The 13,666-nt window shown below is 63.3% G+C and carries 14 protein-coding genes; 8 read left to right on the top strand and 6 right to left on the bottom strand.

The features are described 5' to 3' along the window. Positions 1 to 67 precede the first annotated feature (67 nt). The 3 genes from ACNFHO_RS08860 to ACNFHO_RS08870 all read left to right on the top strand — a co-directional run bounded on the left by ACNFHO_RS08860 (position 68) and on the right by ACNFHO_RS08870 (position 2,347). Positions 68 to 553 (top strand): YMGG-like glycine zipper-containing protein, encoded by a 486-nt coding sequence (locus tag ACNFHO_RS08860; protein ID WP_054891683.1) that lies wholly within the window; start codon positions 68 to 70, stop codon positions 551 to 553. Between the two features lie 215 nt (positions 554 to 768). Further along, on the top strand, positions 769 to 1,572 hold the full coding sequence (locus ACNFHO_RS08865; RefSeq protein WP_063542232.1) for a CheR family methyltransferase: 804 nt from the start codon (positions 769 to 771) through the stop codon (positions 1,570 to 1,572). 118 nt (positions 1,573 to 1,690) lie between these two features. Further along, a complete protein-coding gene (locus ACNFHO_RS08870) occupies positions 1,691 to 2,347 on the top strand; it encodes a response regulator (RefSeq protein ID WP_063542230.1) in 657 nt (218 codons plus the stop codon). On the opposite strand, the gene ACNFHO_RS08875 is transcribed toward ACNFHO_RS08870, so the two are convergent. From ACNFHO_RS08875 to hslO, 3 genes are all read right to left on the bottom strand, one after another. After that, positions 2,337 to 2,771: an acyl-CoA thioesterase gene (locus tag ACNFHO_RS08875; RefSeq protein WP_063542228.1), complete on the bottom strand. Its 435-nt coding sequence runs from the start codon at positions 2,769 to 2,771 to the stop codon at positions 2,337 to 2,339. The genes ACNFHO_RS08870 and ACNFHO_RS08875 overlap by 11 nt on opposite strands. 138 nt (positions 2,772 to 2,909) lie before the next feature. Next, positions 2,910 to 4,457 carry a phosphoenolpyruvate carboxykinase gene (locus ACNFHO_RS08880; RefSeq protein WP_054891679.1) on the bottom strand — a complete coding sequence of 516 codons (1,548 nt, stop codon included), beginning with the start codon at positions 4,455 to 4,457 and terminating at the stop codon, positions 2,910 to 2,912. Between the two features lie 179 nt (positions 4,458 to 4,636). Then, positions 4,637 to 5,536 carry an Hsp33 family molecular chaperone HslO gene (hslO, locus tag ACNFHO_RS08885; protein ID WP_416766002.1) on the bottom strand — a complete coding sequence of 300 codons (900 nt, stop codon included), beginning with the start codon at positions 5,534 to 5,536 and terminating at the stop codon, positions 4,637 to 4,639. A gap of 116 nt (positions 5,537 to 5,652) precedes the next feature. Between hslO and ACNFHO_RS08890 the strand changes: the two genes are divergently transcribed. Continuing rightward, a complete protein-coding gene (locus tag ACNFHO_RS08890; RefSeq protein ID WP_063542224.1) occupies positions 5,653 to 6,456 on the top strand; it encodes a phosphatase PAP2 family protein in 804 nt (267 codons plus the stop codon). Between the two features lie 20 nt (positions 6,457 to 6,476). On the opposite strand, the gene ACNFHO_RS08895 is transcribed toward ACNFHO_RS08890, so the two are convergent. After that, positions 6,477 to 6,878, bottom strand: a complete 402-nt coding sequence (locus ACNFHO_RS08895) for an RNA-binding S4 domain-containing protein (RefSeq protein WP_054891676.1) — start codon at positions 6,876 to 6,878, stop codon at positions 6,477 to 6,479. A 109-nt stretch (positions 6,879 to 6,987) separates the two neighbouring features. Here ACNFHO_RS08895 and ACNFHO_RS08900 point away from each other — a divergent pair, with 109 nt between their 5' ends. Together ACNFHO_RS08900 and rimK are read left to right on the top strand one after the other, a co-directional pair. Beyond that, entirely contained in the window at positions 6,988 to 7,470 is a 483-nt protein-coding gene (locus tag ACNFHO_RS08900) for an ATP-dependent zinc protease (protein ID WP_063542222.1), read from the top strand. Next, complete coding sequence (gene rimK, locus ACNFHO_RS08905) at positions 7,467 to 8,372, top strand: 30S ribosomal protein S6--L-glutamate ligase (protein WP_015268602.1); 906 nt, start codon at positions 7,467 to 7,469, stop codon at positions 8,370 to 8,372. Before ACNFHO_RS08900 ends, rimK begins: the two co-directional genes overlap by 4 nt. A gap of 54 nt (positions 8,373 to 8,426) precedes the next feature. Here rimK and ACNFHO_RS08910 read toward each other — a convergent pair whose 3' ends face one another. After that, the gene (locus ACNFHO_RS08910) at positions 8,427 to 9,740 is read right to left on the bottom strand and encodes an ATP-binding protein (protein ID WP_063542220.1); all 1,314 of its coding nucleotides are present in this window, start codon (positions 9,738 to 9,740) and stop codon (positions 8,427 to 8,429) included. Between the two features lie 98 nt (positions 9,741 to 9,838). Continuing rightward, a complete protein-coding gene (gene ompR / locus ACNFHO_RS08915; RefSeq protein ID WP_054891673.1) occupies positions 9,839 to 10,579 on the bottom strand; it encodes a two-component system response regulator OmpR in 741 nt (246 codons plus the stop codon). Between the two features lie 228 nt (positions 10,580 to 10,807). Here ompR and ACNFHO_RS08920 point away from each other — a divergent pair, with 228 nt between their 5' ends. Next, a complete protein-coding gene (locus ACNFHO_RS08920; protein ID WP_063542218.1) occupies positions 10,808 to 13,132 on the top strand; it encodes a Tex family protein in 2,325 nt (774 codons plus the stop codon). Beyond that, a complete protein-coding gene (locus ACNFHO_RS08925) occupies positions 13,132 to 13,515 on the top strand; it encodes a PaaI family thioesterase (protein WP_054891671.1) in 384 nt (127 codons plus the stop codon). Before ACNFHO_RS08920 ends, ACNFHO_RS08925 begins: the two co-directional genes overlap by 1 nt. Positions 13,516 to 13,666: the final 151 nt, after the last annotated feature.

Consider the following 13,666-nt stretch of genomic DNA (forward strand, 5'->3'; position numbering starts at 1 on the left):
GATTTCCGTTGCCAGCCGCTTCGCCGAGCCTCAAATTTCGCCTCGTCATCCCTCTGAGGCTCTCTTGATGAAGAAGTACTCCTCGATTCTGTTGTTGTCTTTTGGTCTGCTCAGCGGCGTTGCCATGGCAGGCGGCACCACCGAGGCCGGCATTGGCGGCGCATTGGGTGGGGTACTGGGCTCGGTGGTCGGCCAGTCCATCGGCGGCAACACCGGCTCGGCCATTGGCGCGGGCCTGGGTGGTGCGGCGGGCAGTGCCGTCGGTGCCGACAAGCGCCAGCGTGGTGAAGCCGCCATTGGTGGTGCCCTGGGCGCGGCGGGCGGTAACGTCGTCGGCCGCCAGGTTGGCGGCAGCACCGGTAGCCTGATCGGCGCAGCCGCAGGTGGCGGTGCCGGCGGTGCGCTCGGCAACTACATGGGCAACAAGGCCGACGAAGACGACCGTCACGACCGCGATCGTGACCGGCGTTACCGCCGTGGCGACGACCGTCGCCATTGGGACAACGGCCATCACTATGGCCATCGCAAGCACAAGCGCCACTGGCGTGACTGATCGGCGTCCATTCACCTACGCCTGATGCCTAAGGCCCCGCCCTCACCCGGCGGGGCCTTTGCATTCCGGCAGGTCGAGGGCTTAAGGGACACCCCGATATGGAGGCAACTAGCCACTAGCTATCATTTCCCACCGCCATCACAACAGGGGACGCAGGGAATGCGCACGAGCCTCGTCGATCCAATACGCCAGCCCGACGCCGGGGAAGCAGAAGGATGACGGACGATACGCGCCCGCCACGCCTCGACCACGCCTGCTTCCAGCGCATCCGCCAGCGGGTTTCCCAGGCCACCGGCCTGCAACTGGCAGACGATCGCCAGAACGTGGTCGCCCATCGGCTGCATGCACGCTTGCGGTTACACCGGCTGGCGAGCTTCGAGGCCTACCTCGACCTGATCGATGCACACCCCAGCGAACAGACGCACCTGCTGCACCTGCTCATCGCCCGGGACACCTACTTCTTTCGCGAGCACCGCCACTTCGAACAGTTGCTGCGCTGGCTTCCCACACTCGCTCATCCTGCGCGCCTGTGGAGTGCGGCCTGTGCCAGTGGCGAAGAAGCCTGGAGCCTGGCCATGGTCGCGCAACAAAGCACATCCGCCGGCTGGCAGGTGCTCGCCAGCGACTACGACAGCGCACTGCTGCGACAGGCTGAGGCCGGTGTCTACGACATCGCCCAGGCCCGCTACTTTCCCCATGGCTGGCTGGACCGCCATTGCCTGTGTGGCGCCGACGAAGCAGCCGGTCGTCTACGTATCGCACCGGGCCTGCGCGAACGGGTACGCTTCGAGACAATCAACCTGATCAAGCCATTGCCGACCGATCTGGGCGAGTTCGATGTGATCCTGCTGCGCAACCTGCTCGCGGGCTTCGACGCACGATGCAAGGCCGATGTCCTGCTGCGCCTGATGCCTCACCTGCGTCCGGGCGGACTGCTGATGATCGGCCACAGCGAAAGCATCCACGGCCTGGATCTGCCCCTGCGGCCACTACTGCCGTCGGTGTTCGAACGCCTATGATGAATAGCACTGCCGCATCGAACGGCAGACAAGGACTGGTCGCGCCCCCGCGCGGCAGTGCGCTTGTGGATCGAGCAGGCCTGCCGCCCCCCATCCCTTGCGAAACAGGCCTTGACCCATGCCCTGCCGAATCCTGCTTGCCGACGACTCGCCACTTTTCCGCGCCGGCCTGCGCGCCCTGCTCGAACAGAAGAAGGAATATGCCGTGGTCGGAGACACCAACGACGGCATGAGCGCCGTGGCGCTGGCGGAGAAGCTGCGGCCGGAGATCGTCGTGCTCGACATGAACAGCGATGCGCTGGATTGTCAGCAGGTGTTGCAGGAGCTGTTCATCCGGGTTCCGGCCACACGCGTGCTGATGCTCTCGACCCGCTCGGAACTGGAGCATGTGATGAGTTGCCTGCAACTCGGCGCCCAGGGCTTCCTGCTCAAGAGCGCCACCGTCGCAGAATTCGAGCAGGCCTTGCAGACCTTGCGCAGCGGCGGACAGTACCTTTCCTCGACAGTGCTGCCAATGGTCATCGGGCAGGCCCTCAAGCACAGTCGCAAACGTCCGCCCAGCCCCGCACAAGCGCCGCTGACCACGCGTCAGCTGGAAGTCCTGCGCCTGATCGCTCGCGGCGAGAGCACCCGCTCCATCGCCGATGGGCTGGGGCTGAGCATCAAGACCATCGAGGCCCATCGCTCGCAGATCATGCACCGCCTGCAGATCCACGATGTTCCAGGGTTGGTGCTGTTTGCCGTGCGCGAGGGGATCATCCGGCTCAACGATTGAGCGACAGCCCCGCCAGGATCAGTTGCAGGGTTTCCGGCAGCACTGCCGGTTGCCCCGTGCTGCGTTCGATGAACACCTGTACCACAGTGCCCGCCGCACAGGGCTCGACCTCGCCCGGCCGGTACAACGCCAGGCGAAACTCCACTGTGCTGCCAGCAAGCCGCGTTACTCCCAGGCCAACCTCCAGCACATCGGGAAACCCGGGCAAGGCATAGAAATCCGCGGCAGAACTGACCACGAACCCGGCCAGCTCGCCGTCACGCAGGTCCAGCTCGGCCTGCTCGACGAGAAATGCCTGGATGGCCGTCTCGAAGAAGGCATGCACCGTGGAACCGCCAAGGTGGCCGTTGTGGTCGTTGTCCTGTGGACGCGTGAGGATGGGGTGGAAATGAGAAAAGGCGCTGCGTTGGATGGTCTCGGTCATGGGGTATCCAAGGCGGGTGGCAGGAAAGGGGAGCTTCCCACATCTGGTCTGGAAAACCATAGACGCAAACACAGTGCTCGCTCGCCAGACATGAAAAAGCCGCCCCGAAGGGCGGCTTTTCACTGCGGGCAGTACAGCTTACAGCTGCGGGCCAGCGGCCTTGATGGCGTCGGAAACTTCGAACTTCTTGAAGTTTTCGATGAACAGCTTGGCCAGGCCTTTGGCGGCCTCGTCGTAAGCGGCCTTGTCAGCCCAGGTGGCGCGCGGGTTGAGCAGCTCGGTATCGACGCCTGGAACGAACTTCGGTACGTCCAGGTTGATGATGTCCAGGTGCTCGGTTTCAGCACCGACCAGAGCACCGCTCTGGATCGCGGCGATCACGCCACGGGTGGTCGGGATGCTGAAGCGCTTGCCAACACCGTAGCCACCGCCGGTCCAGCCGGTGTTGACCAGGTAAACCTTGGAGTTGAAGCCGTTGATACGCTTGATCAGCAGCTCGGCGTACTCGCCTGCAGGACGGGCGAAGAACGGCGCGCCGAAGCAGGTGGAGAAGGTCGACTTGATGCCGCCGCCCGAACCCATTTCGGTGGAACCGACCAGCGCGGTGTAGCCCGACAGGAAGTGGTAGGCCGCCTGCTCGTTGTTCAGGATCGACACCGGAGGCAGAACGCCGGTCAGGTCGCAGGTCAGGAAGATGACCGCGTTAGGCTCGCCACCCAGGTTGGCTTCGGCACGCTTGGCGACGTGCTCCAGTGGGTAGGCGGCACGGCTGTTCTGGGTCAGGCTGACATTGGTGTAGTCGGCGTGGCCGGCTTCGTCGATGACGACGTTTTCCAGCACCGCGCCATGCTTGATGGCTTTCCAGATGACCGGCTCGTTCTTCTCGGACAGGTCGATGCACTTGGCGTAGCAACCACCTTCCATGTTGAAGACGACACCTTCGCCCCAACCGTGCTCGTCGTCACCGATCAGGTAACGGCTTTCGTCGGCGGAGAGGGTGGTCTTGCCAGTACCGGACAGGCCGAAGAACAGGGTCACATCGCCGTCTTCGCCGATGTTGGCCGCGCAGTGCATCGGCAGCACGTCGACTTCCGGCAGCAGGAAGTTCTGTACCGAGAACATGGCCTTCTTCATTTCGCCGGCGTAGCGCATGCCAGCGATCAGCACTTTCTTCTGGGCGAAGTTGAGGATCACGCAACCATCGGAGTTGGTGCCGTCACGCTCTGGAACGCACTCGAAGTTGGCGACGTTGAGGATCTGCCACTGGTCGCGGCCGGCCGGGTTGAACTGGCCTTTTTCCGGATTGATGAACAGGCAACGGCCGAACAGGTTCTGCCAGGCGGTCTGGGTGGTCATCTTGACCGGCAGGTAGTGCTCGGCCGCGGCACCGACATGAACGTAGGAGACGAAGTGTTCCTGGGCGTTGTTGAACGCCTCGACGCGGTCCCACAGGGCATCGAACTTGTCGGCCGGGAACTTGCGGTTGATCGGGCCCCAGGCGATGGCGGCAGAGGTGCTCGGTTCATCGACGATGAAACGGTCAGCGGGCGAACGGCCAGTACGGTGACCGGTTTCCACGACCAGTGCGCCAGTATCGGCCAGCACGCCTTCACCGCGTTGCAGCGCATGTTTTACCAGCTCGTCGACGGTCAGGTCGGTGTACACGGTGTTGTTGGCTTGCGTCATGAGATACCCCATCCGGCCCGAGGCCGAGTGCTCCAAACGTTTTGTAGTGGCCTGTTTCAAACTACTACAGCGAAAAAAGTGGCCGGATTATGCCAGAAACGCCCAAAAAAAGTAGGCCCCTCCTGTCGTAACTGCGCTTTTACGCAATTAGACAGGAGAATCTCCTGTAGTGAAGCGTTTCAGTGGCGAGTTTCTGACGCCTCGTCTGTGCCACCACCCGCAAACAATTGCGCTACATCGCTGGCATCGAAGAAATACCGCTCGTTGCAGAACTGGCAATCGATCTCGACCTGGCCACCGCATTCCTCCACCAGCGCCTTGGCATCCGACTCGCCGAGGCTGACCAGGGCGTTGCCGGAACGCTCGCGCGAGCAGCTGCAGTGGAAGCGCAGTGGCTCGATGTCGAAGAGGCGTACGGCATCCTCGTGATAGAGGCGGTGCAGGAGGGTTTCGTTGCCTTCGGCCCACTCTTCGGGCTTCAGCGTGCTGGCCATGGCCACCACGTGTTGCCAGCTGTCTTCGCGCTCTTCTTCATCACGCTGGCGGTCGACCGGCAACTGCTGCAGCAGCAGGCCACGGGCCTTGCCCGTCGAGGTGTCGAGCCAGAAGCGCGTGTTGAGCTGCTGGGATTGCACGAAGTAGTTGGTGAAGCATTCGGACAGGTTGGCGCCATCGAGATCGACGGTGCCCTGGTAGCGCTGGCCCTTGACCGGGTCGATGGTCAGCGTGAGGTGGCCATCAGGCATCAGGTCCGCCAGGGTCGCGTCAGCCGCGATCTGCTCGGCCTCGTAACGCGCCATGCCGCGGATGTCGCGCTCGCCCGAGCACTCCACCATCAGCAGCGGGATTGGCCCTTCCGAGCGCGCTTGCAGGATCAGCAGGCCATCGAACTTGAGTGCGCCGACCAGCAGCGAGGTGGCAGCCATCAGCTCACCCAGCAGAGCGGCAACCGGCTGCGGATAAGGGTGACGGGCAAGCACTTCGCTGTAGCTCTTGTCGAGCTCGACCCATTCGCCGCGCACATCGCGCTCTTCGAACAGGAAGCGTTGGGTGAAATCGGTATCCGGTAAATCGCTCATGGTTTTGGCTATCTGAAAATTCTGAAAAGAGTGACAAAATGATTACAGGAGCCTACAAAGGCCCGTGTTAAAGCGCGCACGACGCGCGGAAATTCAGCTGGCAATTGAGGTATTTTATGGATAATCGGCCACTGTTCCAAGAAAAGTGGTCCTGGGGACCTCTGGCAGCCTGCACTTTACTGCCGATCGCTCTACTGTGTTTCTGGTTGTGGCCGTTTGGCCAGATCCTGTTCCTGACTTTCGACGAGTGGCTATTCCGTGCACTCAACGGCCCACTGGCAGACAGCACCACCTGGCGCTACATCTGGACCTTGGGCAGCCTGCGCCCCTTCGACATCGTCGTCGGTCTGATCCTGCTCCTGCTGCTGATCAAGGGCGACTGGGTGTTCAAGGCCGTGCAGGTACGGCAGGCATTCTTCGGCTTTTTCGTCAGCCTGCTCCTCTTAGTGGTGGTTCGCGCGCTGTTTTCCAAGTGGGTGGATGCATCCGGATGGCAGCATGACAGCCCGTCGATCGTATTCGACGACGCCGTGCGCCTGAGCCACTACTACCCGAACCTTGAAGCCCACTGGGAACTGAAGGACCGTTCCAGCAAGAGCTTCCCGGGCGATCACGCCTCGGTACTGCTCCTCTGGGCGCTGTTCATGAGTCTGTTCAGTCGCCGGCTGGTGCAAAGCCTGGTGATCTGGGGGCTGGCCGTGCTGTTCATGCTGCCGCGTCTGGTCGCTGGCGCGCACTGGGGGCAGGATGACTACATCGGTGGTCTGGGGATGGCATTACTGGCTCTGGGCTGGACCGTGCATACACCTCTCGCGGCCAAGGCCAGCGCGGCACTGGTGCGCTGGACCTCACCGCTGTTCAGGGTACTCGGCAAGCTGCCGCTGATCGGGCGCATGAGCGTGATGCGTACAGCCTTCTAAGCGCAACTGACGGCGCAGGTCTACTCGAAACTGCCATGCAGTTGGTGGATCTGCCGCCGTTGCTTCTTGTTGGGCCGGCCGTCGGTGGTCACACCCATCGCCCCGGCCTTGCGCAGTTCGGCGGCCTGCTCGCGGCGCTTCACGCTGTCGGCGGTTTCCTCGTAGAGGGTCTGCGCCTCGGGCGCCCCACGACGCACCACCGACAGCGCCTTGACCACTACGGTCTTCTCGTCGAAACCGGTGCGCAGCACGAACTCGTCACCTACCCGCGGTTCCTTGCCCGGTTTGCAGCGCTCACCACGGCAATGCACCTTGCCACTCTCGATCGCCGCCTTGGCCAGCGCACGCGTCTTGTAGAAGCGCGCCGCCCACAGCCATTTGTCCAGGCGGACCTTGTCGTCGTCTTCCGCTTTCTGTGCCATCCCTCTACCTCGAATTCTGTCTTTAACGGAACTGTACTACCGTAACTGTCGGATGCAAAAAGTCCGCGCCATGCTTACAGTTCACCACCTCATTCGCAGGGTGTGCTTCGTGAAAACATTTGACCATCTGACAGTGATCGGCCTGCGCGAGTGGATCGCCCTGCCCGACCTCGGTCTCGCCGGGCTTCGGGCCAAGATCGACACCGGCGCCAGCACCTCCAGCCTGCACGCCACCGACATCGAACCCTTCGAGCGCGACGGCCAGTCCTGGGTACGTTTCACCGCGCACCTGGGTTCTGTAGTGCAACTGCGTCATCGCCGCTGCGAAGCGCCTCTGGTGACCATGAAGACCATCAAGAGCTCCAACGGCCATGCCCAGACCCGCTATGTGATCCGAACGCCACTGGCATTGGGCGACCGGGTCTGGGAAGTGGAATTCACCCTGGCTTGCCGCAAGAGCATGCGCTATCGGTTGTTACTTGGATCGAAAGCCTTGGTCCACGGTCAACTGGTCGTCAACCCCGGCCTCAAGTACGTTCAGGACAAACCGGCCTTCCCGGCCACTCTCTCCCCTGTCACAGGTGCTGCATGAAGATCGCCGTGCTTTCGCGCAACCCGCGTCTGTATTCCACCCGCCGCCTGGTCGAAGCCGGCACCCAGCGCGGCCATGAAATGGTCGTGATCGATACCCTGCGCGCCTACATGAACATCGCCAGCCACAAGCCGCAGATCCACTATCGCGGCAAACCGCTGGAAGGTTTCGATGCAGTGATCCCGCGTATCGGCGCCTCGGTGACCTTCTATGGCTGCGCAGTGCTGCGCCAGTTCGAGATGATGGGCGTCTACCCGCTCAATGAATCGGTGGCCATCGCCCGCTCGCGCGACAAGCTGCGCTCTTTGCAATTGCTGTCACGCCGTGGCATCGGTCTGCCGATCACAGGTTTCGCTCACTCGCCGGATGACATTCCCGACCTGATCCAGATGGTCAATGGTGCACCGCTGGTGATCAAGGTGCTCGAAGGCACCCAGGGCATCGGCGTGGTGCTGTGCGAAACGACCAAGGCTGCCGAGTCGGTCATCGAAGCGTTCATGGGCCTGAAGCAGAACATCATGGTCCAGGAATACATCAAGGAGGCTGGCGGCGCCGACATCCGCTGCTTCGTGGTTGGTGACAAGGTCATCGCCTCGATGAAGCGCCAGGCCAAGCCCGGTGAGTTCCGCTCCAACCTGCACCGCGGTGGAGTGGCCAGCCTGATCAAGATCACCCCCGAGGAACGCATGACGGCCATTCGCGCGGCCAAGGTCATGGGCCTCAGCGTGGCTGGTGTGGATATCCTGCGCTCCAATCATGGCCCGCTGGTGATGGAGGTGAATTCGTCGCCGGGGCTGGAGGGCATCGAAGTCACCACCGGCAAGAACGTTGCCGGGATGATCATCGAACACCTGGAGAAGAACGGCGGACCGAACCAGACCCGGACCAAAGGCAAGGGTTGATTCGAAATCGTGTCGGTCTCTTCGCGGCTTTAGCCATAAAGAGACCACAGAACCTCACACGGCATCGCGCGGCAGCAACAGCCCCAAAGGCAAGCGGACGCGCGCCTCGATCCCGCCACCGGAGCGGTTGCGCAACTCGACATTGCCGCCATGCTGGGCGGCGATCCGCTTGACGATCGCCAGGCCCAGCCCGGTGCCCTTGCCCCCACGTGCACGGTCGCCGCGAATGAACGGATTGAAGATGGTCTCCAGTTCCGATTCGTCGATCCCCGTGCCCCGGTCCAGCACGCTGAGTACCACGTACGGCGCCCCCTGCTCACCTGACACATAAGCCGCCACCTCGACGCCCTTGCCCGCATGGTGCAGGGCATTGCCGATCAGGTTGCCCAGCATGCGCTTGAGCGACACGCGCCGTAGCGGGAAGGGTGGAATAGGCTCCAGGCACAGGCGCACGCGCTCTTCGGGCTGGTTATACGGCGCCACCACCTCGCGAATCAGATCACCCAGGTCGACTTCTTCCACCGGCTCGTCGCGGCCATCGCGAATGAAGGCCAGGAACTGGTCGAGAATGGCGTCCATGTCTTCGATGTCGCGCACCATGTCGTCGCTGAGCTCACTTTCGTTCCCCATCAGCGACAGCGACAGCCGTAGCCGGGTCAATGGCGTACGCAGGTCGTGGGAGACCCCCGCCAGCATGAGCTCGCGCTCGCGCCCGGCCTGCTCGACATCCTCGGCCATCTGGTTGAACGCACGGTACACCTCGGTCATCTCGCTGGGTGTATCGCTGATGGGCAGGCGCACGCTGCGCCCCTGCCCGAGCTGGCGGGCAGCGAACACCAGGCGTTTGAGCGGCTGGTTGAGCTGGCGCACGAAGATCCAGGCCGACGCGGTGGACAGCAGGCCGATGGCCAGGAACCAACCGAGCACGTTCCAGATCTTCTGCCCGCGCAACGGGTGCGGATACAACGGCACCTTCAGCCAACCCGGCCCCAGGCTCGGCGCATTGACCCACAGTGCCGGCGGCGCATGGATGCGCAGGCGTACCTCGGTATCCTCGCCCAGCTCAGCCTGCATCTGGCGCTGGTAGATCTCGCTGTACGGCCAGTGCTGCTCACCCTCCGGCACACCCGAGCCGGTCACGCGGATCAGACCGGCCGCCTCGGCGATCTGGTCCCGGTTCTCTTCATCGGCCGCCCAATAGGCACGCAAGGTCAGCGCCACACCGTGGCTGTACTGGCGGTCGACCAGAACGTCCTCGTTCATCAGCAGGTACACCAGCGTCAGCGCCTTGGAAAACAGGACGACGATCAGTACCAGCCACAAGGTGCGGGCGAAGAAGCTTTGCGGAAACCAGAGAGGCGTTTTCATTGGCGACGATTACTGCACGGCGGGAACAAGCAAGGCGGGGACCACAGACGAAAACAGGGCGACCCTTGCGGGCCGCCCTGCCGTGTCATGGCAGCGGTTCATTTACCGGCATTTCCGTCCGGCACGAAGACATAACCCACACCCCAGACCGTCTGGATGTAGCGAGGCTTCGATGGATCGGGCTCGATCATGCGGCGCAGACGTGAGATCTGCACGTCGATGGAGCGCTCCAGGGCATCCCACTCACGGCCGCGGGCCAGGTTCATCAATTTGTCGCGGGTCAGCGGTTCGCGAGCATGCATGACCAGAGCCTTGAGCACGGCGAATTCACCGGTGGTGAGCATGTGCACTTCATCGCCGCGCTTGAGTTCGCGGGTCGCCAACGACAGCTCGTAGTCGCCGAACGTGACGGTTTCTTCCTCGCTGCCCGGGGCGCCAGGAACGCTCGGAGCCTGGCGCCGCAGCACAGCCTTGACCCGCGCGACCAGCTCGTCGGGGTTGAACGGCTTGGCGAGATAATCGTCAGCGCCCAGTTCAAGGCCCTTGATGCGGCTAAGCTCGTCGCCCTTGGCGGTGAGCATGATGATCGGGATCTGGTTGTTCGCCGCGCGCAGGCGGCGGCAGGCGGAGAGGCCGTCTTCACCCGGCAGCATGAGATCGAGCACCACCAGGTTGAACACTTCACGGGCCAGCAGGCGGTCCATCTGCTCGACGTTCGGCACGGCGCGGGCACGGAAGCCCTTGCTGGTGAAGAAACGCTCCAGCAGGCTGCTCAGCCCCGGATCGTCGTCAACGATGAGAATCTTTTCGCCTTCAGCAATGTTTGCGGTGCTGGTCATCAATAACTCCTCTGATATCGCCGCGCATTATGGCGTAGCCATTGCGACGCGTGCCGTGTGCATTGTTAGCAGATTTTTCCCCGGGTGCCACTTCTCGCTCGATAGACATGGCTCAGCGCCATCACCGCAAGCCGGACTCGATGGGTATAATGCGCGGCTTTCATCCAGTGCCGCCGGGCCTGAACCCCCACTGCGGCCTTAGTATTCACTATTTGTCAGGTGGTTCTCATGGACAGCATCAACAGCCGTATCGCCGAGGAACTGGGCGTGCGCCCACAGCAGGTCGAGGCGGCCGTGGGCCTGTTGGACGAAGGCTCGACGGTGCCCTTCATCGCCCGTTACCGCAAGGAAGTGACCGGCAGCCTGGACGATACGCAACTGCGCCACCTGGAAGAGCGCCTGCGTTACCTGCGTGAACTCGACGAGCGCCGCGCCAGCATCCTGGCCAGCATCGAGGAGCAGGGCAAGCTGACCCCGGAACTGGCCCGCGAGATCAAGCTCGCCGACACCAAGACCCGCCTCGAAGACCTTTACCTGCCTTACAAGCAAAAGCGCCGCACCAAGGGCCAGATCGCCCTGGAAGCCGGCCTGGGTGAACTGGCCGACGGCCTGTTCGACGACCCGCAGCGCGACCCTGAAAGCGAAGCCGCGCGCTTCGTCGACGCCGATAAAGGCGTCGCCGACGTCAAGGCCGCCCTCGAAGGCGCCAAGTACATCCTCATGGAGCGCTTCGCCGAAGACGCCGCCCTGCTCGACAAACTGCGCGGTTTCCTCAAGCAGGAGGCGGTGCTCACCGCGCGCGTGGTGCCGGGCAAGGAAGAGGAAGGCGCCAAGTTCCGCGACTACTTCGCCCACGACGAACTGCTGCGCAACGCCCCGTCGCACCGCGCCCTGGCGATCTTCCGCGGTCGCAACGAAGGCGTACTGAGCGCCTCGCTCAAGGTCGGCGAGGAACTACCGGGCACCCTGCACCCCTGCGAGCTGATGATCGCCAGCCACGTTGGTATCGAGAACCGCGGCCGCCCGGCCGACAAATGGCTGGGCGAGGTGGTGCGCTGGACCTGGAAGGTCAAGCTCTACACCCACCTGGAAACCGACCTGTTCGGCGAGCTGCGCGACAACGCCGAAAGCGAGGCGATCAACGTCTTCGCCCATAACCTGCACGACCTGCTGTTGGCCGCCCCCGCCGGCCCGCGTGCGACCCTGGGCTTCGACCCGGGCCTGCGCACTGGCTGCAAGGTCGCGGTAGTCGATGCCACCGGCAAGCTGCTGGACTACACCACCGTCTACCCGCATGCACCGAAGAACGACTGGGACCGCACCCTCGCCGTACTGGCGGCCCTGTGCGCCAAGCATTCGGTGGAGCTGATCGCCATCGGCAACGGCACCGCCAGCCGCGAAAGCGACAAACTGATCGCTGACCTGGTGAAAAAATACCCGGCACTGCAGATCACCAAGATCATGGTCTCCGAGGCGGGCGCCTCGGTGTATTCAGCGTCCGAACTGGCTGCCCGCGAATTCCCCGATCTCGACGTCTCGATCCGCGGCGCGGTGTCGATTGCCCGTCGCCTGCAGGACCCGCTGGCCGAACTGGTGAAGATCGATCCGAAGTCCATCGGGGTAGGCCAGTACCAGCACGATGTGTCGCAGGTGAAATTGGCGCGCGGCCTGGACGCTGTGGTCGAGGACTGCGTGAACGCCGTGGGCGTGGACGTCAACACCGCCTCGGTGGCCTTGCTGACCCGCATCTCCGGCCTCAATGCGACGCTGGCACAGAACATCGTCGCCCACCGCGACGCCAACGGCCCGTTCGCCACCCGGGCGGCACTGAAGAAAGTCAGCCGCCTCGGCGAGAAGACCTTCGAGCAGGCCGCAGGCTTCCTGCGCGTGATGAACGGTGACAATCCGCTGGACGCCTCTGCCGTGCACCCCGAAGCCTATCCGCTGGTACAACGCATCGCCGCCGACACCGGCCGCGATATCCGCTCGCTGATCGGCGACAGCAGCTTCCTCAAGCGCCTCGACCCGAAGAAATTCACCGACGAATCCTTCGGCCTGCCGACCGTCACCGACATCCTCCAGGAGCTGGACAAGCCCGGCCGCGACCCGCGCCCTGAGTTCAAGACCGCGACCTTCCAGGATGGCGTCGAGGACCTCAAGGACCTGGAGCCCGGCATGATCCTCGAAGGCGTGGTGACCAACGTCACCAACTTCGGCGCCTTCGTCGACATCGGCGTGCACCAGGATGGCCTGGTGCACATCTCGGCGCTGTCGGAGAAGTTCGTCAAGGATCCGCGCGAAGCGGTCAAGGCCGGCGACGTGGTGAAGGTCAAGGTCATGGAAGTGGATATCCCGCGCAAGCGCGTCGGCCTGTCCATGCGCATGAGCGATACCCCGGGCGAGAAGGTCGAAGGCAACCGTGGCGGCCCACGCGGCAACGGCGGCAACCGTTCGCAACAGGCACCACGCCCGCGCGAAACCGCCACCGCCGCGCCGGCCAACAACGCCATGGCCGCGCTGTTCGCCAACGCCAAGCAGTTGAAGAAGAAGTGATGGACGTCCCGAAGGAATACGTCGAAAGCGCCTTCAGCCAGCTCCTGGGCTGCCGCCTGCAACGCCTGGACACAGGCGTTGCCGAGGTGGCCCTGGCGCTGGAACCACACCTGCGCAACCGTGGCCAGAAACTGCACGGCGGGGCGATCTTCAGCCTGGTGGACATCGCCATGGGCCTGGCCTGCTCGGCCAGCCATGGCTTCGACCAGCAAAGCGTGACCATCGAATGCAAGATCAACTACATGCGCGCTGTCAGCGACGGCGAAGTGCTGTGCACCGCCCGGGTAATACACGCAGGACGGCGCACGCTGGTGGTCGACGCCGACGTGCTCCAGGGCGACAAGCTGGTGGCCAAGGCACAGGGAACCTTCGCGGTTCTCTAGCTGCCCGAGTGATAACTGCGGTATTTTTGCCGGTATTGGTCGGGCGCTGTCACTGACCCTATCGCGGGACAAGCCCGCTCCCACAGGTGCCTCGGTGCTTTTGTGGGAGCGGGCTTGTCACGCGATGGGTTCGGCAAGGCCCCGAAGTATC

The organism is Pseudomonas sp. NY15374, from assembly GCF_048068255.1.
Taxonomy (GTDB): Bacteria; Pseudomonadota; Gammaproteobacteria; order Pseudomonadales; family Pseudomonadaceae; genus Aquipseudomonas; species Aquipseudomonas machongensis.